Origin of the sequence: Tranquillimonas alkanivorans (assembly GCF_900115595.1) — a bacterium.
GTDB classification, from domain to species: Bacteria; Pseudomonadota; Alphaproteobacteria; order Rhodobacterales; family Rhodobacteraceae; genus Tranquillimonas; species Tranquillimonas alkanivorans.
Map to the genome: position 1 here is coordinate 244,569 of NZ_FOXA01000003.1, position 18,983 is coordinate 263,551.

Sequence of the window (18,983 nt, forward strand, 5' to 3'; positions counted from 1 at the left end):
GTGCGCTCAACCTAGGAACTGCCGCGCCCGGTTGCCAGCTAGGACCGGCGAATTCGCTCGGCCCGGCGCTCAGCAGCGAGCCTCCGACTATAGCGCGACTGGATGATCTCGACCGCGAACAGCACGATGACCGAGAAGTAGAACGTGGTCTTCGACATCGGGATCAGGTCATAGCCGAAGACGCGGATCTGCAGGCTCTCGTCGTGCATCGCGTGCGCCGCGGCCGGCCCGGCCTCGCCCAGAAGCACGACACCCACGATCAGCAGGATGAACATGCCCAGCACCTCGTACATCCGGTTCTTCTCGAGAAACAGCGTGACCGTCTCGGCAAGAAACAGCATGACCACGCCCGAGGCGATGATGGCGATGGCCAGCACCACGAAGACGTCGGTGATCGCCAGCGCCGACAGCACCGAATCGAACGAGAAGATCAGGTTCATCGTAACGATCAGCGCGATCACGCCCCACGCCGACTTGCCCGACTTGTTGTCCACGTCGGCGTCCAGATGCTCGACCGACAGCATGTGGGCGATCTCCTTCACCGCCGTGTACATGATGAAGATGCCGCCGATGATGAAGACGCAGGTGGCGAAGTTCACGCCGCCCTCGATCACGCCGGTCCAGTCGAGCACGAAGAACGGCTCGGACAGCGCCTCGATCAGCTCGACCATCACGAACAGCAGCACGACCCGCAGGATCACGGCGATGATGATGCCCCAGAAGCGCACCGCCTTCTGCTGCGCGACCGGGGCGCGCTGGCTTTCGATCGAGATGTATAGAAGGTTGTCGAAGCCCAGCACCGCCTGCAGGAAGAGCAGCATCAGCAGGTTGCCCGCGTTCTCCAGCGTCAGAAGGTCCGTCATCTCGCCGCTCTCCTTGCCCGGTCAATGGGTTGCATGATGCAGAACCCCGGCCCGGCGGCAAGGTTTCAGCGGCGGCGGCGAACCTTGCGCTCGGGCTTCTGCGGCGTCTCCTTCAGGCCCAACTGGTCGCGCAGCACGCGCGGCTTGACCTCCTCGACCGCCCCGGGCTTCAGATCACCCAGCCGGAACGGCCCGTAGCTCACGCGCAGCAGGCGGTTCACGGGCAGCTCGATCGCCTCCATCGCGCGCCGGATCTCGCGGTTCTTGCCCTCGCGGATGGCGACCGTGAGCCAGGCGTTCGCCCCCTGCTGCCGGTCGAGCGTGACCGTCATCGGCTGGAACCGCTCCCCCTCGAGCGTCAGGCCCCGGCGCAGAGGCTCGAAATCGGCATCCTTCGGCGCACCCTTCACCCGCACGCGGTACTTGCGCAGCCAGCCGGTCGCCGGCAGTTCCAGCTTGCGCTTGATGCCGCCGTCGTTGGTCAGCAGCAAAAGGCCCTCGGAGTTGATGTCGAGCCGCCCGACGCTCATCACCCGCGGCATCCCCTCGGGCAGCTTGTCGAAGACCGTCTCGCGCCCCTTCTCGTCGCGCGCGGTCGTGACCAGGCCTGCGGGCTTGTGATAAAGCCACAGCCGCGGCGCCTCGGCCTCGCCGACCTCCTTGCCGTCGACGGTGATGCGGTCCTTCTCCGTCACGTTCAGCGCGGGGGAGGCAATGGTCTTGCCGTTCACCGAAACGCGTCCGGCCTCGATCATGCGTTCGGCCTCGCGCCGGCTGGCGACGCCGGCGCGGGCGAGAACCTTGGCGATACGCTCGCCGGGAGGAGGGGTCTGGCTCATGCCGCGACCCATACCGCGCGTGCTCGCCCGGGAACAGCGGCAATGGGGCTTCCTCTTGCTGAAAATACTCACGGCCCGCCCTCCGCGGCCCACGCGCCCCTTGAGCAGGCGCGCGCCACGGGGCAATCAGGGCCATGATCTTCCGCAGCCACATGCACCTCGCGCTAGACGAGGCCCGCGCCGCCGCCGCCCGTGGCGAGGTGCCGGTGGGCGCGGTGGTGGTCTCGCCTGCGGGCGAGGTGCTGGCGCGGGCGGGCAACCGCACGCGCGAGCTCAACGATCCCACCGCGCACGCCGAGATGCTGGCGATCCGCACCGCCTGCGCGCGGACGGGAAGCGAGCGGCTGACGGGCTGCGACCTTTACGTGACGCTCGAGCCTTGCCCGGCCTGCGCTGCGGTGATCTCGGCGGCGCGGATCGCGCGGCTCTATTACGGGGCGGCGGATCCGAAATCTGGCGGGGTGGCGCAGGGGCCGCGAATCTTCAGCCACCCGCAGGCGCACCACGTGCCCGAGGTCTACGACGGCATCGCGTCCGATGACGCCGCGGACCTGCTGAAGGATTTCTTCGCGGCCCGCCGCTGAGGCCAGGACCTTCCTGCAAGGTCTTGGCAACTTTCTTCAGAAGAAAGTTGCGCCGGGCCGGAGGCGCTGGAAGCCCGCGTCAAACGGGGCTAAGCCGTTCGCCATGATCAGATTCTCCCGCCCGGCGTTCGACCGCCGGAACGTGCTCGCTACCGTGCTGCTGCTTTCGCTGGGCGCGCTGGGCGGCGGGCTCGCCGACATTTCGGGGCTGCCGCTGCCCTACATGCTGGGCAGCCTGTCCACGAGCGCATTGCTCGTCGCCTTCGCTCCCGGCGCGCTTCCGGCCGATTACCGCTTTCCGCCCTACCTGCGCTTCGCCTTCATCGCCGCCATTGGCACGCTGATCGGGGCGCAGGTCGACCCCGCCTTCGTCTCGCGCATCCCGCAGATGGTGCCGAGCCTCGCGGGCGTGGTGCTCTTCGTCGGGGCCGCGCACGGCGCGAACTACGCCATCTTCCGCCACTTCGGTGGCTACGACCGGGCCACGGCCTTCTATTGCGGCACGCCCGGCGGGCTGATGGAAAGCATTGCCCTGGGCGAAGAGGCGGGCGCGGACGTTCGTCTTCTGACGCTGCAGCATTTCCTGCGCATCATCCTCGTGGTCACGCTGGTCCCGACCGGCCTGTCGCTGTGGCATGGCGAGGCCGTGGGCAGCGCGGGCGGCATGTCGCTGTCGCATGCGGATGCCGGTTTCGGCTCGGTGCCGCTGTTCCTGGCGATCTGCGCGGGCGGGCTGCTGCTGGGGCGCGGGCTGAAGATCCCGGCCGGACAGCTCACGGGACCGCTGGTCGTTGCCGCCGTCGTCGTGGGCAGCGGGCTCGCGACGCTCGACGTGCCGGGCCCGGTGCTCGAGGTGGCGCAGGTGGTCATCGGGGCGAGCCTCGGTGCGCGCTTCGCGGGCGTCACGCGCCGGCTGCTGTCGCGGGCGCTGGGCCTCGCGCTGGCGACGGTGGGGGCGATGCTGGCCATCGGCGGCATGCTGGCGCTGATCCTGTGGGCGGCGACCGGCGAGAACATGGAGGTGCTGTTCATCAGCTACGCGCCCGGCGGCGTGACCGAGATGGGCCTGATCGCGCTGTCGCTGGCGGTGAACCCGGCCTTCGTGACCTTTCACCACCTGGCCCGGATCGCGCTGACGGTGCTCGAGATGAGCGTCGTGGGCCGGCTGATGCGGCCGCGCGCGTCCTGAGCCCGCGTCAGCGGCGGGTTGCGGCAAGCCCGGCCGGCTGGTATTCGCCCCGACGCCCGACGCTTTCCGTCGGGAAACGGGCGAGGCAGGCGTGGCGCATATCCCCAGGCTCGAGATCAAGGACCTGACGCGGTCGTTCGGCGGGCGCGTGGTGGTCGACCACGTGTCGCTGAGTGTCGAGGTGGGGCAGGTGACCTGCCTGCTGGGGCCGTCGGGCTGCGGCAAGTCCACGACGCTGCGCATGATCGCCGGGGTCGAGATGCAGGACTCGGGCGAGATCTGGGTCGACGGCCGGCTAGTCTGCGACACCGTCACTCGTGTGCCGCCCGAGGGGCGGTCGATTGGCCTGATGTTCCAGGACTTCGCCCTGTTTCCGCACCTCAGCGTGGCCGACAACGTGGCCTTCGGCCTGAAGGGCCCGAAGGCCAGGAAGCGGGCGCGCGTGTGCGAACTTCTGGAACGCGTCGACCTCCTGCGCTTCATCGACTCCTTCCCGCACGAGCTGTCGGGGGGCGAGCAGCAGCGCGTGGCGCTGGCGCGCGCGCTGGCCCCGCGGCCCAAGATCATGCTGATGGACGAGCCGTTCTCGGGCCTCGACAACCGCCTGCGCGACGGGATCCGGGACGAAACGCTGTCGATCCTGAAGGAAGAGGGCACGGCCGTTCTGCTGGTCACGCACGAGCCGGAAGAGGCGATGCGCATGGCAGACGAGATCGCGCTGATGCGGGCCGGCCATATCGTGCAGCAGGGTGCGCCCTATAACGTCTTCAACGCCCCCGTCGACAAAGAGGCGGCGGCCTTCTTCAGCGACATCAACGTCATCCGCGGCACGGTGCGCGGCGCGCTGACCGAGACGGCGTTCGGCCAGTTCCTCGCGCCCGGCGTGCCCGACGGCACCGAGGTCGAGATCGTGATCCGCCCGCAGCACGTGCGCATCGATTTCGACCGGAACGGGCGGGGACCCAATCCGACCTCGGTGGATGGCACACCCGCGCGCGCGGTGGTCGAGCGGTCGCGCTTCATCGGCAAGGAAAGCTTGGTGGAGTTCCGGCTGGACTATGACGGCACGGCGATGAGCGCGACGGTCCCGTCGGTGTTCCTGCCCAAGCCCGGCACGCCCTTGTGGCTGATGATCCGCCGCGATCGTTGCTTCGTGTTCCCGGCCAAGCGCTGAGGCCGTCTCAGCTGCCGCGCCCGCGTTCGAGATAGTCCATCAGCGTCTTTCCCCGCTCCTCGACGAACAGCTCGGGCAGGACCCTCAGCTCGCCGATGCGGTCGGCGCGCAGGACCCGGAAATCGGCGTCCGTCTCGCTCCAGGCCGTCACCGTCCAGACCCGGCCCCAGTAGTCGAGCTTGAGGGGGCGGATCGTGCGCTGGCTGTCCGTCCCATCCGTGTCGGAATAGCTGACCCGCAGCTTCTGGCGGGCGCGGATGGCGGCACGGATCGCAGGCATGTGCCGGAAGCCGTGCGCGGCCTCGGCGAAGGGATAGACGGCCAGCCCCAGCTCACGCGGCATCGCCGACCGATCCTCGGGCAGAACCGCGTCGATCTTGTCCGACAGGGCGTGCGCCGCCGCCGTCTGTTCGTCGTCGCCCGCCTCGGCCACGACCATCAGGCCGAGTTGCAGCGCCTCGAGCTCGGCGAGGGTCAGGTTCAGCGGGGGAAGGGTGATCGGCGCGGTCATGCGATAGCCCATCCCGCGCGAGCCCTGCACCGGCACGCCCGAGGCCATCAACGTCTCCATGTCCCGGTAGATCGTGCGCAGGCTCACGCCCAGCTTGCGCGCCATCTCGTGGGCGCGGTGCAGCCGCCCGTCGCGCAGGATCTGGATCAATTCGTACAGGCGGTCGGTGCGGTGCAAGTGGGCTCCAAGGCAGGGTGATTCGGCGCGCGCAGGATGGACGCCGGCGGGCGCTCCTGACAATATCCTTGCAGCTGACAGGCTGGTGTCGCGGCAATTCTCACAACCTCGCAAAACCGGCGGGAAATCCACGCTTTGCCGCTTTCGCGGCGCCGTTTCATCCAATAGATACGGGGTTCATCGAATTGCGATGCGGACGCCGCGGACCGGCGCCCGAGACAAGGGAGACACCCCATGCTCAACAATATCGGCCTGCCCGGCCTCCTGCTGATCGCCGTCGTCGTCCTGGTGCTGTTCGGACGCGGCAAGATCTCGTCGCTGATGGGCGAGGTCGGCAAGGGCATCACCGCGTTCAAGCGCGGCGTGAGCGAAGGCACCAAGGAAATCGAGGACAGCTCGGACAGCTCGCAAAACGCGCGCACCGCCTCGCTGCCCGAACACGGCGACGTGACGCCGCCGGCCCACGACGACGCCGTGAAGGCCGACGCGAAGGTGGACGCCGAGAAGCACAAGGCCTGAGCGCCGGAAAGGGGCCCGTCCCATGTTGGACATCGGCTGGACCGAGCTTCTGGTCATCGGGGTCGTGGCGCTGATCGTGGTGGGACCCAAGGACCTGCCCGTGATGTTCCGCACGCTGGGCCGCTTCACCGCCAAGGTGAAGGGCATGGCGCGCGAATTCCAGCGCGCCATGGACGACGCCGCCGACCAGTCGGGGGTGAAGGACGTGGCCAAGGACCTCAAGTCCGCCACCTCGCCCCGGCAGATGGGGCTCGACAAGCTCAAGGACGCCGCGGACAAGTTCGACAAATGGGAACCCGGCCAGCCCGAGCGCACGGTCGGCCCCGAGACGGCGAAGCTGTCGGCCGAACGGGCCGAGGCGGCGCGCAAGATCCGCGAATCCACCGCGAAGGCGGCGACCGACCGGCAGGCTGCCGAGGCGGCCAAGGCCGAAGCGGCGAAGGCCGAGGCGGACGCCCCGCGCGAGATGCAGGCGTCTTCGGCCGCGCCCAAGGACAACCCGCCCAAGGGTGACGCATGAGTCCCACAGACGAGATCGAAGATAGCTCGGCCCCGCTGATTGAGCACCTGGCCGAGTTGCGCACGCGACTTATCCATTCGGTCGCGGCCTTCGTCGTGGGCATGGTGATCTGCTTCACGGTCGCCACGCCCATCTTCAACTTCCTGACCGCACCGCTGTGTTCCGAGCTTTCGGACCTGGGCCAGAACTGCGACCTGATCTTCATCAGCCCGCAGGAAGGCTTCTTCGTCGCCATCAAGATCTCGCTTCTGGGCGGGTTCATCCTGGCCTTCCCGTATATCGGGCTGCAGATGTGGCGCTTCGTTGCGCCGGGGCTCTACAAGTCCGAGAAGGGGGCGTTCCTGCCCTTCCTCGTGGCGTCGCCCTTCATGTTCCTGCTGGGCGCGTCCTTCGCCTTCTACGTCGTCACGCCGCTTGCCTATGACTTCTTCCTCGGCTTCCAGCAATTCGGCAGCCAGGGCGAAGCCATTGTCGGCGAAGAGGTGCGGCAGGGGCTGTCGGTGGTCTTCCAGGGCTCGGCGCAGGAATACCTGAACCTCACCGTGAAGTTCATCGTGGCCTTCGGACTGTGCTTCCAGCTTCCGGTCCTGCTGACGCTGATGGGCAAGGCGGGGCTCGTGACCTCGCGCGGGCTGGGCAACGTGCGCAAATACGCGGTCGTGGCGATCCTTGTGCTCGCGGCGCTGGTGACCCCGCCGGACGTGATCACGCAGGTGATCCTGTTCGTGGTGGTCTACGGCCTGTACGAGATCTCGATCCAGCTGGTCCGCCGTGTCGAGCGCAAGAAGGTCGAGGAACTGCGCGCACAGGGCATCCTTGGCGAGGACGAGGACCTCTGGGGTGACATCGAGGAAGACGACGACGAGCCGGAGCCGCGCCCGTGAAGACCGATCCCATGGAACGCATCGCGGCGGCGCTGGAGCGGATGGCTCCTGCGCCGCTGGCCGCGCCGGATTTCGACGTGGCGGACGCCTTCGTCTGGCACGTCTCGCCCGACCGGCTGGTGCCGGTCGAGCGGGTGAACCGCGTCGACGTCTCGCTGCTGGTGGGTGTGAACCGGGCCCGTGACATCCTGCTGGAGAACACGCGCCAGTTCGCCCGCGGCCTGCCGGCCAACAACGCGCTGCTCTGGGGCGCGCGGGGCATGGGCAAGTCGAGCCTCGTGAAGTCGGTCCATGCCGCCGTGCTGGCCGAGGGGCTGGGGCTGAAGATCGTGGAGCTCCAACGCGAGGATCTGCCCTCGGTGGGCCGGCTGCTGACGCTGCTGCGGCAGTCCCGCCAGCGCTTCGTGCTGTTCTGCGACGACCTGTCCTTCAGCCACGACGACCAGCACTACAAGTCGCTCAAGGCGGTGCTGGACGGGGGGATCGAGGGGCGGCCGGACAACGTGGTGTTTTACGCCACGTCGAACCGCCGCCACCTGATGCCTCGCGACATGATCGAGAACGAGCGGTCCTCGTCCATCTCTCCGTCCGAGGCCACCGAGGAGAAGGTCTCGCTTTCGGACCGCTTCGGCCTGTGGCTCGGGTTCCACCCCTGCACGCAGGACGAGTACCTCGCGATGATCCGCGGCTACTGCGACGCCTACGGGGTCGAGGTCGACGAGGACACGCTGCGCGCCGAAGCCATCGAGTGGCAGGCCACCCGCGGCGCACGCTCGGGCCGCGTGGCATGGCAGTACTTCACCGATCTCGCGGGACGGCGCGGCGTCGCGATCTGAGCGGCCGCGCTTCTGGTTCTCCGGGTGCGAAGCCCAAGCGCGCGATTTTTCGGTGAAGAATCGCGCTCAACGCCCGTCACTCCAGGTACGGCACCGGATCGACGCTGTCGAAGCCTTCGCGCACCTCGAAGTGTAGAAAGCTCGGCTCCCCGGCGCGGATGCGGGCTATCTCGGCCCCGCGCGAGACGCGGTCGCCCTTGTTAACCGCGAGGTTGTCGACGCCGGCATAGACCGTCAGCAGGTTGTCGGCGTGCCGCAGCACCACGATGGGGATCTGGTCGGTGTCGCGGGTGATCGCGGCGACGGTGCCGGCATCGGCGGCGCGCACCGGCGTCCCGGCCGGAGCGGCGATGTCGATGCCGTCGTTGCGGCCCTTGTCGTAGGCGCGGATGATCGAACCCTGTACCGGGTAGCTCATGCGCGCATCGCTCGCCTCGGTCCGCTCGGAGGCAAGGTTCGGCGAGCTGGGCGTATCCTCGGAAGGGCCGGGCGTGGCAGACGCGTCGTCCGGCAGCGGCTCCGCGGCCGAGGGCGGAGTGGGCGTCTCGCTGCCTTGCCCGGGGCGGGTGACGGCGGCGGGGCGCGGCGTGGGCGCGGGTTCGGCGACAGGGATCAGCAGGTACTGCCCCTCGCGCAGCGCGCGGTCGGGGCCGAGCCCGTTCCACTCGGCCAGCGTCTGGACCGGCACGTCGTAGCGGCGCGAGATGGAATAGACCGTCTCGCCGCGCGCGACCTTGTGGCGGCGCGGTTCTTCGCCCGTGGCCACCTGCGGCGGCGCAATCGGTTCGGGCGCCGCGGCCGGGTCCGTCGTTCCGTCCGCCCGCGAGATGGCGTCGCTGGCCAGCGTCTGCACGTCGATCCGTTCGGACGACGGCGCGGCCGCGGCAACCCGCCGCCTGGCATCCTGCGCCTGCGCGGCCGGCACGATCGGGCCGACCGTCGGCGAGCCGGTGGCGGGCGAGGGTTCGGCAACGCGGCGGGGCAGGGCGATGATCTCGCCACGACGTAGCCCCTTGCCACGGGGCAGGCCGTTATAGGCGGCGAGATCCTCGGGCGGAAGGCCGACGCGGCGGGCCACGTCCGACACGGTATCGCCGCGCTGCGCGACGGCCACCTGGTAATTCGGGTACGACAGCACGCCGCGCGCGTCGGGCGCAGGCCGGGCCGAGAAGTTCCTGCGCACGGCGTCGGTGGTGTCGAAGGGCGCCGGTCCGAACTCGTCCCTGAGGTCGAGGTCGAAGCCGTCGCGGTCGCAGGCCGTCAGCGCGAGCGCCGCGCCCCCGGCCATAAGAATGCGTCTGAGAGCCGCCTGTGCCGCCATCCTGCTCGTCCTCTCGTTCCCGGCGCCTCTGCGTGCGCTCGCTTTCGTCAGCCTGCCTGCCGCCGGCTCAGTCGCGCGCCATCCCCTCGAGCAGGGGCACGAAGCGGACCGGACGCAGCTCTTCGTATTCGAAGCCGTCCTCGTGCCGCGTGACCTTGATCAGCCTCTGCACGGCGTCGGACTGGCCCACCGGCAGCACCATGATACCGCCAACCCTGAGTTCGGCCAAGAGCGGACCGGGCGGGTCCTCGGCCGCTGCCGTCACGAGAATGCGGTCGAAGGGCGCCTGCTCGGGCAAGCCTCGGCTGCCGTCGGCGGGGAAGGCGGTGACGTTCGTCAGCCCCATCTGCTCGAACAGCTGCCCCGCCTCGCGCACCAGCCGCCGGTGCCGGTCGACGGTATAGACCCGGCGGGCAAGGTGGCTGAGCACCGCCGCCTGATAGCCCGAGCCGGTCCCGATCTCGAGCACCTTGTCGCGCGGCTGCACGTTGAGGGCCTGCGTCATCAGCGCCACGACCGACGGCTGGCTGATCGTCTGGCCGCAGGCGATGGGCAGGGGCATGTCCTCGTATGCGCGCTCGGCGAAGATGCCGCGGACGAAAGCGCCGCGGTCGATCTTCTCCATCGCGCCGAGCACGCGGGCGTCGGTGACGCCCTTCGAGCGCAGCGCGAAGAGGAATTGCATCTTGCGTTCCGCGTCGAACGTCATTCGAGCCGCGTCCTCAGATCCTCGATCACCTCGTGCGCGGTGAAGTCGGCGCGCATCGGCGTGATCGAGATGTAGCCGTCGATATTGGCCTGCGCGTCGGTGCCTTCGCCCGTGTCGGTCTGCTGCGAGCTGCCCTTGATCCAGATGAAGCGGCGTCCGTTCGGCGCGATGTAGGGCTCGACCCCGTGCGCCCCGGCCTGCCGGAACCCTTGCGAGGTGACCCGCAAACCGCGCACGTCGGCCCCGCGCACCGGCGGGAAGTTGACGTTGTAGAACAGGCGGTAATCCGCCTCGTCCCAGGCGCCATGCTCGAGCAGCTTTCGCACGACGTCCGCGCCGTGCTGCGCCGCCGCCTCGAACCGGTCGTCGAGGTGGATGTTCTCGGGCCCGATATACTGGCTGAGCGCGATGGAGGGCAGGCCCTGCAACGCCCCCTCGATGGCCGCACCCAGCGTGCCGGAGTAGACCGCGTTCTCGGCCGAGTTGTTGCCCCGGTTCACGCCCGACAGGATCAGGTCGGGCTTGTCCGGTAGGATATCGTGGACCCCGGCCAGCACGCAGTCCGAAGGCGAGCCCTCGGCGGCGTAGCGCCGTTCGGCGAGTTCCACGATCATCGTCGGATGCGCGTGCGAGGTGGCGTGCGCGACACCCGATTGCTCGAAGGCCGGGGCGACGGTCCAGACCTCGCCTCCGTCGCCCGCGATGTCGTGTGCGATGCGCTCGAGCACCTTCAGGCCCGGCGCATTTATGCCGTCGTCGTTGGTGATGAGAATGCGCACGATGAAAGCCCCTCTGTTGCCGTTCTTCCTAGGGCAGAGGGGCGGAAGCGGCAAGGCGATGGAGGGGGCGAGGTGCGCGGGTGTGGCTTGCGGGCGCTTCGGAAGATGGAGGCTGTGCAACCGAGGCGGGGTATCGCAATAAGGCGGAAGCAGGCTTCAGCGAAGCGGGCGGGGCGTCTCAGCGCGATCACGAAGCGGCGGCTGGCGGCTGGGGCGCACGCAAGCAGCTTCGGCACCCGGACGGGCAAGCCGCTCCCGACCGGCGCTCAGCCCAGCTCGGCCAGAAGCCGCTTCGCCTCGGCATGGATGTCAGAAAGCGCTTCGCGCTTCTCGCCCGGGAAGAAGCGGGCGCGGGTGGCGGTGGGCATGGGCTCGGGCGTCAGAATGCAGACGCCGGGGCCGGTCGAGACTGTCTCGGCCGCCCAAGAGCGCACCAACGCCATCTGCGCGGCCTTCGTCGCCCCGTAGCTTCCGAAGAACTTCTGCCCCGCGCGCGGGTCGTCGAAGAACACCGCACGGCCCGACGGAGCCGCGTTCAACAGCGGCTCGACCATCTGGATCAGGCCGGCGGTGGCGGTGGCATTGATCTCAACCGACTTCTGCCAGTCCTTCGCCGCGATATGCCCGGCGGGTGCCAGCGGCGCGGCGTGAATGGCCGTGTGCAGCCACAGGTCGACATGCCCCCACCGGTCATAGGTCGAGCGGCACATATGCGCCATCGCGTCCCGGTTCGTGATGTCCATCGGCGCGAGCGTGGCGCTGCCGCCCTTGGCCTGGATGCGGTCGTCGAGTTCCTCGAGCGCGCCGGTGGTCCGGGCGACGGCGAGGATGTGGTAGTCGGGGGCGAGCGCTTCTGCCAGCGCGGCCCCGAGGCCGCGCGACGCGCCGGTGATGAGGGCGATCTTGGTCATGGGCGGCCTCTTGCGCCGGGCGGCGGCGACAGTCAAGCGCGGGAAGATGCGGCTATTCGGCCGCTTTCAGCGCGAAGCCCTTTTCAATCTGGTCCGCCGGCTCGACCGGGTATTCGCCCGAGAAACAGGCGTCGCAATACTGCGGCGCATGGGGGTCGCGGCCGTTCGCCTCGCCCACGGCGCGGTAGAGCCCGTCGAGCGTGATGAACCGCAGCGAGTCGACCCCCAGATGCGAACACATCTCGTCCTCGGTCATCGTGGCGGCCAGCAGCTTCTCGCGCTGCGGGGTGTCCACGCCGTAGAAGCACGGCCACGAGGTGGGGGGCGAGGCGATGCGGAAGTGAACCTCCTTCGCGCCGGCGTCCAGGATCATCTCCTTGATCTTCCGGCTGGTGGTGCCGCGCACCACGCTGTCGTCCACCAGGATCACCCGCTTGCCGCGGATCAGCGCGCGATTGACGTTGAGCTTGAGCCGCACGCCCATGTTCCGGATCTGCTCGGTCGGTTCGATGAAGGTCCGGCCCATGTACTGGTTGCGGATGATCCCCATGGCATAGGGAATTCCGCTCTCCTGGCTGTAGCCGATGGCCGCCGGGGTGCCGCTGTCGGGCACCGGGCACACGATGTCGGCGTCGACCGGGGCCTCGCGCGCCAGTTCCACGCCGATCTGACGGCGCGTTTCATAGACCGAGCGGCCGCCGAGGATCGAGTCGGGGCGAGAGAAATAGACGTGTTCGAAGATACAGAAACGCGGGCGGGCCGGCTGGAAGGGTCGGTGGCTCGCCACTTCGCCGTTCTCGATGACGACCATCTCGCCCGGCTCGATCTCGCGCACGAATTCGGCGCCGATGATGTCGAGCGCGCAGGTCTCGGACGACAGCGCCCAGCCGTCCTCGCCGATGCGGCCCAGGACCAGCGGGCGCACGCCTAGCGGGTCGCGCACGCCGATCAGCTTGGTGCGGGTCATCGCGACGATCGAGAACGCGCCCTCGACCCGGCGCAGCGCGTCCTTCATCCGCTCGGGCACCTGCCGCTGAAGCGAGCGGGCCATGAGGTGGATGATGCACTCGCTGTCGGACGAGCTTTGGAAGATCGAGCCGCGCTCGATCAGCTCGCGGCGCAGCGCCTCGGCATTGGTGATGTTGCCGTTGTGCGCGATGGCCGCGCCGCCGGCCGAGAACTCGCCGAAGAACGGCTGCACGTCGCGGATCTGCGTATTGCCCTTCGACCCGGCCGTGGAATAGCGCACGTGGCCGATCGACAGCGACCCCGGCAGCGTCTCCATCAACGATGCCTTGGTGAAGTTGTCGCGGACATAGCCGAAGCGGCGGGCCGAGTTGAAGCCGTGGGCGGGATCGTGGCTGACGATGCCGCCGGCCTCCTGACCGCGGTGCTGCAGGGCGTGCATGCCGAGCGCGACGAAGTTCGCGGCGTCGGTTACGCCGGTGACGCCGAAGACGCCGCACTCTTCCTTGAGCTTGTCGTCGTCGAACGGGTGGGCAGGGGGCAGGGCGCGCATCGCGTGTGTCTCCAAATCCTCGGGAGCCAGTCGGCGGCTACATACGGGCGTTTCGCCGCCGTGTCACGAGAGCTTCACATCTGGCACCGCAAGCCCGCCATGCAAGGGCCGGGGTGCCTCACTCGATGCAGTTCCCGACAAGTTGCTCGTAGCGCTGGACGATCCAGCCGGGCGCATCCTCGGGCAATTGTTCGTCGATGCTGGCCTGCGTGCGGCCGAAGATGACTGCCGAGCGGCTGTTGTCGACCATGGCGATCGCCTCGGTCGTCACTACGCGGTCGTAGATCAGGAAGGCGATCAGGACGAGCAGGACGCCGCGCGCCACGCCGAACAGGAAGCCCAGCCCCTGGTCGATGCCGCCAAGCGCCGATTTTCGCACCGCCGACGAGAACAGCGGCGTGAAGATCGACACGATCACCAGCGCGATGGCGAAGACCACCGCGAACGAGGCGATGATCGACAACTCGCAGCTTTCCGACAGGCGCGGGCCGATGACCGGGATCTCGCCCATCAGCGGCCGGGCCGCGGGAGCGAAGACGAAGGCCACGATCGCCGCCGCGACCCACCCGGCGATGGACAGCGCCTCGCGCACGAGGCCGCGAGAATAGGCGAGGATCGCCGATAGCACGATGACCCCGGCCACCACGCCGTCGATGACGGTAAAACCTTCCATGGATGAGGTATCCCCTTGTCAGCCCGCCCCGAACAGCTCGCCCACGACGGCCGCCAGGTCGGCATATTGCCGCACGTCCAGTTCGGCGCGGTCCCCGATCTTGCTGCGTGCAGGCGCGATCGCGGACGAGAAACCAAGTTTCTGCGCCTCTTTCAACCTGTTTTCCGTTTGTCCCACGGGCCGCAGGGCTCCGGAAAGAGAGATCTCGCCGAAAACGACCGATTGTGGCGGAAGCGCCGTGTCCTCGCGCGCCGACAGAAGCGCGGCGGCCACGGCCAGGTCGGCCGCCGGCTCTCCGATGCGGAGGCCACCCGCGACGTTGAGATAGACGTCGAGCCCCGTGAAGGGGATGCCGCAACGCGCCTCGAGCACGGCGAGGATCATCGCCAGCCGCCCCCCGTCCCAGCCGACGGTGCTGCGCCGGGGCTGGGAATGCGGGGTGGGTGAGACCAGCGCCTGGAACTCGCACAGGACCGGGCGCGTGCCCTCGATCCCGGCGAAGACGACCGAGCCCGGCGCCGGCGTCTCGCGGTCCGACAGGAATAGGGCCGAGGGATTGCCGACTTCTGCCAGCCCGCCGCCCGTCATTTCGAACACGCCGATCTCGTCGGCGGGGCCGAAGCGGTTCTTGACCGCGCGCAGGATGCGGAACTGGTGGCCGCGCTCGCCCTCGAAGTACAGCACGGTGTCGACCATGTGCTCGACCACGCGCGGCCCGGCAATCTGGCCTTCCTTGGTGACGTGGCCCACGAGGATGACCGAGGTCCCGCGCTTCTTGGCGAAGGTCGTCAGCTCGTGCGCGGCGGCGCGCACCTGGCTGACCGAGCCGGGGGAGCTGTCGACGTTGTCGGCCCACATCGTCTGGACCGAGTCGATGATGGCGAGGTCCGGCCGCTCGGTGTCGAGCATGGTCAGGATGTCGCGCAGGTTCGTCTCGGCCGCCAGGCGCACCGGCGCGTCGCCCAGCCCCAGTCGCTGGGCACGCATGCGCACCTGGGCCGAGGCTTCCTCGCCCGAGACGTAGACGCTGTTCAACCCGGCCTTGGCGAAGCTCGCCGCCGCTTGCAGCAGCAGCGTGGACTTGCCGATGCCGGGATCGCCGCCCACCAGGATGGCCGAGCCGGGCACAAGTCCGCCGCCCAGAACGCGGTCGAGTTCGTCGATCCGGCTGGTGGTGCGCGGCGGCGGCGCTTCTTCCGTCGACAGGTCGGTGAGGGCAACCGGGCTGCCGCGCTGTGCGCCCAGCGTCTTCTTCGCTGGGCCGGCAGAAAGGGGCGCCTCTTCGACGATGGAGTTCCACGCGCCGCACCCGTCGCACCGGCCCGACCAGCGGGGATGCACCGCGCCGCAGGACTGGCAGATGAAATTCAGCTTTTTCGCCATGCCCGCCTTCTGCCCCAGCCGCAGGGCCGGGGCAAGCGGCGCGGCGGTCACTCGGCGGCGGTGGCGGACATCGGCACGACGTTCCCGCGCTCACGCACGAAGCCCAGCTTCTCGAGCGTCTCGCCCAGCTGTTCCTCGAGCTGGGTGAGCTGGCTTTCCATGATGCTTTCCTCAAGCTCGACCTGCTCGAGCCAGCGGCGCAGTTCGTGGCACTGGGACGTCGCCTCGACGATCCGGTCGCGGAAATCCTCGATCTCGTCCTGTCGCTGGCGCAGGAAACCGCGCGCGCGCTCGATGTTCTCGTCCGAGTAGGTCTCGGCCATCTCGTGGCTTACGGTGCTCATCTGCGCCGCTGCCTCGAGGATCCGCGGCTCGAGGCTGCGCAGATCCGGATGGTCGCGCATGAAGCGGATGCGCTCGCGCACCGCGTCGAACTCGTGGCTGAGGGTGAAGGCACCCGCGCGGTCGGCGGCGTGGCAGATACGATAGGCTTCGGCCACGTCGCTCATGCAGATGGAGAAGTCGCGATGGCTTCGTTCGAGGCTGAGCACCCGGAAGCCGGAGGGCAGGGCCGAGGCCAGCGCGACCAGCAGCGTCGCGATGCCGATCTGAACGAAGCGGCCGGCTTCCTCGTAAGTGGTATCACCAAAGGTCAGGGGCAGTGTGAGCCAAGGGAGGTACCCCAGAGCGGCGGCGATACAGGCCCCCACCGCGGCCACCGCCGCGGCTCCGATCAATACGCTTGCCAACCATTGCGCCTGAATGGCGCCGGCCGTCCCGAGACGACGAACATAATGCGACATGTCTTCCCCTCCGCCGATGCGTCGGCAAATAATCTCTTAGGCAATAAATGCTTCTTGATCTTTTGGTTCCTCCCAAAGTTGGAGGGCTGCCCGATGTGTCGATTGTGCGACTCGGTGCGGCGTGCGTCCAGATTTTTCGCAAGGGGCGTACGCCGGATGCGGCGACTGCGCAGCCCAGGCAACAGTCGCCGGGCTAGCGCACCGCCTCGATCGGGCCGTCGGCGCGGCCATGCACGAACTGATCGAGGTAGGGATCGCCGCTTTCGTCCATCTGCCCGACGGGGCCCGCCCAGCGAACCTTGCCACCGTGCAGCATCGCCACGTCGTCGGCGATGGCACGCACGCTGGACATGTCGTGCGTGATGGTGATGGCGGTCGCGCCCATCTCGGTCACGATCTCGCGGATGAGGTCGTTGATCACGCCCGACATGATCGGGTCGAGACCCGTGGTCGGCTCATCGAAGAAGATGATCTCGGGCTCGGCGGCGATGGCGCGCGCCAGCCCCACGCGCTTCTGCATCCCCCCGGACAACTCGGCCGGGTAAAGGTCCGCGACCTCGGGCGTCAGTCCCACGCGGCGCAGCTTCTCGATCGCGACCTCGCGCGCTTCGGGCTTGGGCCGCTTGAGCGAGCCGCGCAGCAGGCGGAAGGCGACGTTCTGCCAGACGGTGAGCGAGTCGAAGAGCGCGGCGCCTTGGAACAGCATCCCGAAGCGTGCCAGGAAAGCGTCGCGGTCGGCTTGCGTCACGTACTGCCCGTCGACGAGGATGGTCCCGCGATCCGGCTGAACGAGGCCCAGGATGCACTTGATCAGCACCGACTTGCCCGTGCCCGAGCCACCGATGACGACCATGCTCTCGCCCTTGGGCACGAACAGGTCGACCCCGCGCAGCACCTGCTTGGACCCGAAGGCCTTGTGGACGTCGCGAAGCTCGATCATGCCGAGAAGAACAGCGCCGTGAGAAGGAAGTTCGCGGCCAGGATCAGCACCGCCGCAGCCTCAACCGAGGACTTGGTGGCTCGGCCCACGCCTTGTGCGCCTCGGCCCGAATTCATGCCGAAATAGCAGCCCATGAGCGCGGCGAGGAAGCCGAAGACCGCGCCCTTCGCCAGCGACGACCAGATGTCCGCGGCCTCGAGGAAATCGGCGGTGTTCTTGAGGTAAGTGCCGGGATTGAAGCCTAGCTGCTCGGTTCCCACCACGAAGCCGCCGAGGATGCCGATGATGTCGCCGATGCCGACCAGCGCGGGCACCACGATCAGCGCGGCCAGCACGCGCGGCACCGTCAGGTACTTGGCCGGGTGCGTCGACAGCGTGACCAGCGCGTCGATCTGCTCGGTCACCTTCATCGTCGCGATCTCGGCGGCGATCGAGGAGGTGACGCGCGCCGCGATCATCAGGCCCACGAGAACCGGGCCCAGTTCGCGCACCATGCCGATGGCCACGATCTGGGGCACCACGGCCTCGGCCGAGAAACGCGCGCCTCCCGAGTAGATCTGAAGCGCCAGCGCACCGCCGGTGAAAACGGCGGTCAGGCCGACCACGGGCAGCGAGAAGTATCCGATGGTCAGAACCGCGTGGCCGAACTCCTTCACGTAGAAGGGCGGCCGGACCATGTGGCTCAGCGTCTCGAACGCGAAAATCGTCGCCCGCCCGATCTGGGACAGCAGCGTCAGCAGGGCGCGGCCAAGGGCGGCCAGGAATGTCATCTGCCGGCGTACCTGCGGCGATAGCGCGAGCCGCCGAGAGCGGTGAGGATTTCATAGCCGATGGTTTCGGCGGCGCCGGCCAGGTCGTCGACGCTCTGGTACTCGCTCAGAAGGTCCAGGTGCGTGGGCGCGGTTGGCAGGTGAGTGATGTCGACGGTGATCAGGTCCATCGACACGCGGCCGACCAGCGGGCAGGGCACGTCGTCGGCGAAGGCGACGGCCGTGTTGCCCATCAGCCGGATCACGCCATCGCCGTAGCCCGCCGACAGCGTGGCGACGCGCGTCGGTTCGTCGGCCGTCCAGGTGCAGCCGTATCCCACCGGTTCGCCCGGTGCGACGTCGCGCACCTGGATCACCGGGACCGACAGTTTCACCACCGGCATCGCGTCGGCGAAGGGCAGGCCGCCGTAAAGGCCGATGCCGGGGCGCGTCACCTCGAAGTGGTACTCCGGGCCCATCAGGATACCGCCCGTCGCAGCGAGCGAGCGGGGCACGTCGAGCCCCTCGGTCATCTCGAGGAAAGTCCTGAGCTGCCGGGCGTTCATCTCGCTCTCGGGCTCGTCGGCGCAGGCGAGGTGGCTCATGATCAACTCGGGGCCCTGCGCCATCGCGATGGGCTTGGCGGCCTCCCACTCGGCGGGCTCCAGCCCCAGGCGGTTCATGCCCGAGTCGAGCTGGATGCCGAACGGGTGGCCCGGCAGCGCCTCGAAGTGGCGGGTCATCTGCTCGATCGAATTGAGCATCGGCACCAGGTGCAGATCGTTGATCATGTCGGTGTCGCCGGGCATGTGCCCGCCCATCACCAGGATCTGCGGATCCGGGCCCATCGCCTCGCGCAGGGCCGCGGCTTCCTCGGCCACGGCGATGAAGAAGCGCCGCGCGCCGGCGTGATAGAGCGCGCGGGCCACGCGGCCCGCGCCCAGCCCATAACCGTCGGCTTTGACGACCGCCCCGGTTTCCACCGTATCGGCGGACATGGCGTCAAGCGCGCGCCAGTTGGCGACGAGCGCGTCGAGATCGATGTGGAGTGTCGCGGTGCCCATGGCCCGCGTTGTGGCGAAGCACGGCGATGCACGCAA

The 18,983-nt window shown here is 68.6% G+C and carries 21 protein-coding genes; 7 read left to right on the forward strand and 14 right to left on the reverse strand.

Translation table 11 applies throughout. The annotated features are described in order from the left end of the window. Positions 1–38: 38 nt before the first annotated feature. On the reverse strand, positions 39–863 hold the full coding sequence (locus tag BM162_RS06370) for a TerC family protein (RefSeq protein ID WP_093419337.1): 825 nt from the start codon (positions 861–863) through the stop codon (positions 39–41). A gap of 65 nt (positions 864–928) precedes the next feature. Continuing rightward, positions 929–1,702, reverse strand: a complete 774-nt coding sequence (locus BM162_RS06375; RefSeq protein WP_093419501.1) for a pseudouridine synthase — start codon at positions 1,700–1,702, stop codon at positions 929–931. A 134-nt stretch (positions 1,703–1,836) separates the two neighbouring features. Here BM162_RS06375 and BM162_RS06380 point away from each other — a divergent pair, with 134 nt between their 5' ends. The 3 genes from BM162_RS06380 (at position 1,837) to BM162_RS06390 (ending at position 4,649) form a co-directional block, all read left to right on the forward strand. Further along, on the forward strand, positions 1,837–2,286 hold the full coding sequence (locus BM162_RS06380) for a nucleoside deaminase (protein ID WP_093419340.1): 450 nt from the start codon (positions 1,837–1,839) through the stop codon (positions 2,284–2,286). Between the two features lie 103 nt (positions 2,287–2,389). After that, complete coding sequence (locus BM162_RS06385) at positions 2,390–3,475, forward strand: AbrB family transcriptional regulator (RefSeq protein WP_093419342.1); 1,086 nt, start codon at positions 2,390–2,392, stop codon at positions 3,473–3,475. A gap of 91 nt (positions 3,476–3,566) precedes the next feature. After that, positions 3,567–4,649 carry an ABC transporter ATP-binding protein gene (locus BM162_RS06390; protein WP_093419345.1) on the forward strand — a complete coding sequence of 361 codons (1,083 nt, stop codon included), beginning with the start codon at positions 3,567–3,569 and terminating at the stop codon, positions 4,647–4,649. A gap of 7 nt (positions 4,650–4,656) precedes the next feature. On the opposite strand, the gene BM162_RS06395 is transcribed toward BM162_RS06390, so the two are convergent. Continuing rightward, a complete protein-coding gene (locus BM162_RS06395) occupies positions 4,657–5,337 on the reverse strand; it encodes a helix-turn-helix transcriptional regulator (protein ID WP_093419347.1) in 681 nt (226 codons plus the stop codon). A gap of 234 nt (positions 5,338–5,571) precedes the next feature. Between BM162_RS06395 and BM162_RS06400 the strand changes: the two genes are divergently transcribed. The 4 genes from BM162_RS06400 to BM162_RS06415 are packed head-to-tail and all read left to right on the forward strand — an operon-like array spanning position 5,572 to position 8,096. Next, positions 5,572–5,856, forward strand: coding sequence for a twin-arginine translocase TatA/TatE family subunit (locus BM162_RS06400; protein WP_093419350.1), 285 nt, complete (start codon positions 5,572–5,574; stop codon positions 5,854–5,856). 22 nt (positions 5,857–5,878) lie between these two features. Beyond that, the gene (gene tatB / locus BM162_RS06405; RefSeq protein WP_093419353.1) at positions 5,879–6,376 is read left to right on the forward strand and encodes a Sec-independent protein translocase protein TatB; all 498 of its coding nucleotides are present in this window, start codon (positions 5,879–5,881) and stop codon (positions 6,374–6,376) included. After that, positions 6,373–7,260: a twin-arginine translocase subunit TatC gene (gene tatC, locus BM162_RS06410; RefSeq protein WP_093419357.1), complete on the forward strand. Its 888-nt coding sequence runs from the start codon at positions 6,373–6,375 to the stop codon at positions 7,258–7,260. Before tatB ends, tatC begins: the two co-directional genes overlap by 4 nt. An 11-nt stretch (positions 7,261–7,271) precedes the next feature. Next, positions 7,272–8,096: an ATP-binding protein gene (locus tag BM162_RS06415; protein ID WP_093419503.1), complete on the forward strand. Its 825-nt coding sequence runs from the start codon at positions 7,272–7,274 to the stop codon at positions 8,094–8,096. Positions 8,097–8,172: 76 nt separating this feature from the next. Here the strand turns inward: BM162_RS06415 and BM162_RS06420 are convergent, their stop codons facing one another. From BM162_RS06420 to alr, 11 genes are all read right to left on the reverse strand, one after another. Further along, positions 8,173–9,417: a LysM peptidoglycan-binding domain-containing M23 family metallopeptidase gene (locus tag BM162_RS06420; protein WP_093419359.1), complete on the reverse strand. Its 1,245-nt coding sequence runs from the start codon at positions 9,415–9,417 to the stop codon at positions 8,173–8,175. Between the two features lie 67 nt (positions 9,418–9,484). After that, positions 9,485–10,126 (reverse strand): protein-L-isoaspartate(D-aspartate) O-methyltransferase, encoded by a 642-nt coding sequence (locus tag BM162_RS06425; protein WP_093419362.1) that lies wholly within the window; start codon positions 10,124–10,126, stop codon positions 9,485–9,487. Continuing rightward, positions 10,123–10,905, reverse strand: a complete 783-nt coding sequence (gene surE / locus BM162_RS06430; protein WP_093419364.1) for a 5'/3'-nucleotidase SurE — start codon at positions 10,903–10,905, stop codon at positions 10,123–10,125. The genes BM162_RS06425 and surE overlap by 4 nt, the downstream gene beginning before the upstream one ends. A gap of 266 nt (positions 10,906–11,171) precedes the next feature. Continuing rightward, complete coding sequence (locus BM162_RS06435) at positions 11,172–11,816, reverse strand: SDR family NAD(P)-dependent oxidoreductase (protein ID WP_093419367.1); 645 nt, start codon at positions 11,814–11,816, stop codon at positions 11,172–11,174. 52 nt (positions 11,817–11,868) lie between these two features. Beyond that, positions 11,869–13,335 carry an amidophosphoribosyltransferase gene (gene purF / locus BM162_RS06440; protein WP_093419369.1) on the reverse strand — a complete coding sequence of 489 codons (1,467 nt, stop codon included), beginning with the start codon at positions 13,333–13,335 and terminating at the stop codon, positions 11,869–11,871. Positions 13,336–13,453: 118 nt separating this feature from the next. Next, a complete protein-coding gene (locus BM162_RS06445; protein WP_093419372.1) occupies positions 13,454–14,008 on the reverse strand; it encodes a CvpA family protein in 555 nt (184 codons plus the stop codon). Positions 14,009–14,026: 18 nt separating this feature from the next. Continuing rightward, entirely contained in the window at positions 14,027–15,391 is a 1,365-nt protein-coding gene (radA, locus tag BM162_RS06450) for a DNA repair protein RadA (RefSeq protein WP_093419506.1), read from the reverse strand. A gap of 47 nt (positions 15,392–15,438) precedes the next feature. Beyond that, positions 15,439–16,194 (reverse strand): hypothetical protein, encoded by a 756-nt coding sequence (locus BM162_RS06455; protein ID WP_093419374.1) that lies wholly within the window; start codon positions 16,192–16,194, stop codon positions 15,439–15,441. A gap of 193 nt (positions 16,195–16,387) precedes the next feature. Continuing rightward, complete coding sequence (locus BM162_RS06460; protein ID WP_093419377.1) at positions 16,388–17,134, reverse strand: ABC transporter ATP-binding protein; 747 nt, start codon at positions 17,132–17,134, stop codon at positions 16,388–16,390. Beyond that, positions 17,131–17,904, reverse strand: a complete 774-nt coding sequence (locus tag BM162_RS06465) for an MlaE family ABC transporter permease (RefSeq protein WP_093419380.1) — start codon at positions 17,902–17,904, stop codon at positions 17,131–17,133. Before BM162_RS06465 ends, BM162_RS06460 begins: the two co-directional genes overlap by 4 nt. Then, on the reverse strand, positions 17,901–18,947 hold the full coding sequence (gene alr, locus BM162_RS06470; protein ID WP_093419382.1) for an alanine racemase: 1,047 nt from the start codon (positions 18,945–18,947) through the stop codon (positions 17,901–17,903). Before alr ends, BM162_RS06465 begins: the two co-directional genes overlap by 4 nt. Between the last annotated feature and the right edge of the window lie 36 nt (positions 18,948–18,983).

Excerpts from the sequence above, each read along its gene's own strand:
- BM162_RS06380 (WP_093419340.1), top strand. The coding sequence starts at position 1,837 with ATGATCTTCCGCAGCCACATGCACCTCGCGCTAGACGAGGCCCGCGCC.
- BM162_RS06400 (WP_093419350.1), top strand. The coding sequence starts at position 5,572 with ATGCTCAACAATATCGGCCTGCCCGGCCTCCTGCTGATCGCCGTCGTC.
- BM162_RS06455 (WP_093419374.1), bottom strand. The coding sequence starts at position 16,194 with ATGTCGCATTATGTTCGTCGTCTCGGGACGGCCGGCGCCATTCAGGCG.
- BM162_RS06415 (WP_093419503.1), top strand. The coding sequence starts at position 7,272 with ATGGAACGCATCGCGGCGGCGCTGGAGCGGATGGCTCCTGCGCCGCTG.
- purF (WP_093419369.1), bottom strand. The coding sequence starts at position 13,335 with ATGCGCGCCCTGCCCCCTGCCCACCCGTTCGACGACGACAAGCTCAAG.
- alr (WP_093419382.1), bottom strand. The coding sequence starts at position 18,947 with ATGGGCACCGCGACACTCCACATCGATCTCGACGCGCTCGTCGCCAAC.
- BM162_RS06425 (WP_093419362.1), bottom strand. The coding sequence starts at position 10,126 with ATGACGTTCGACGCGGAACGCAAGATGCAATTCCTCTTCGCGCTGCGC.
- BM162_RS06385 (WP_093419342.1), top strand. The coding sequence starts at position 2,390 with ATGATCAGATTCTCCCGCCCGGCGTTCGACCGCCGGAACGTGCTCGCT.
- tatB (WP_093419353.1), top strand. The coding sequence starts at position 5,879 with ATGTTGGACATCGGCTGGACCGAGCTTCTGGTCATCGGGGTCGTGGCG.
- BM162_RS06445 (WP_093419372.1), bottom strand. The coding sequence starts at position 14,008 with ATGGAAGGTTTTACCGTCATCGACGGCGTGGTGGCCGGGGTCATCGTG.
- BM162_RS06460 (WP_093419377.1), bottom strand. The coding sequence starts at position 17,134 with ATGATCGAGCTTCGCGACGTCCACAAGGCCTTCGGGTCCAAGCAGGTG.
- radA (WP_093419506.1), bottom strand. The coding sequence starts at position 15,391 with ATGGCGAAAAAGCTGAATTTCATCTGCCAGTCCTGCGGCGCGGTGCAT.
- BM162_RS06375 (WP_093419501.1), bottom strand. The coding sequence starts at position 1,702 with ATGAGCCAGACCCCTCCTCCCGGCGAGCGTATCGCCAAGGTTCTCGCC.
- BM162_RS06370 (WP_093419337.1), bottom strand. The coding sequence starts at position 863 with ATGACGGACCTTCTGACGCTGGAGAACGCGGGCAACCTGCTGATGCTG.
- tatC (WP_093419357.1), top strand. The coding sequence starts at position 6,373 with ATGAGTCCCACAGACGAGATCGAAGATAGCTCGGCCCCGCTGATTGAG.
- BM162_RS06465 (WP_093419380.1), bottom strand. The coding sequence starts at position 17,904 with ATGACATTCCTGGCCGCCCTTGGCCGCGCCCTGCTGACGCTGCTGTCC.
- BM162_RS06435 (WP_093419367.1), bottom strand. The coding sequence starts at position 11,816 with ATGACCAAGATCGCCCTCATCACCGGCGCGTCGCGCGGCCTCGGGGCC.
- BM162_RS06420 (WP_093419359.1), bottom strand. The coding sequence starts at position 9,417 with ATGGCGGCACAGGCGGCTCTCAGACGCATTCTTATGGCCGGGGGCGCG.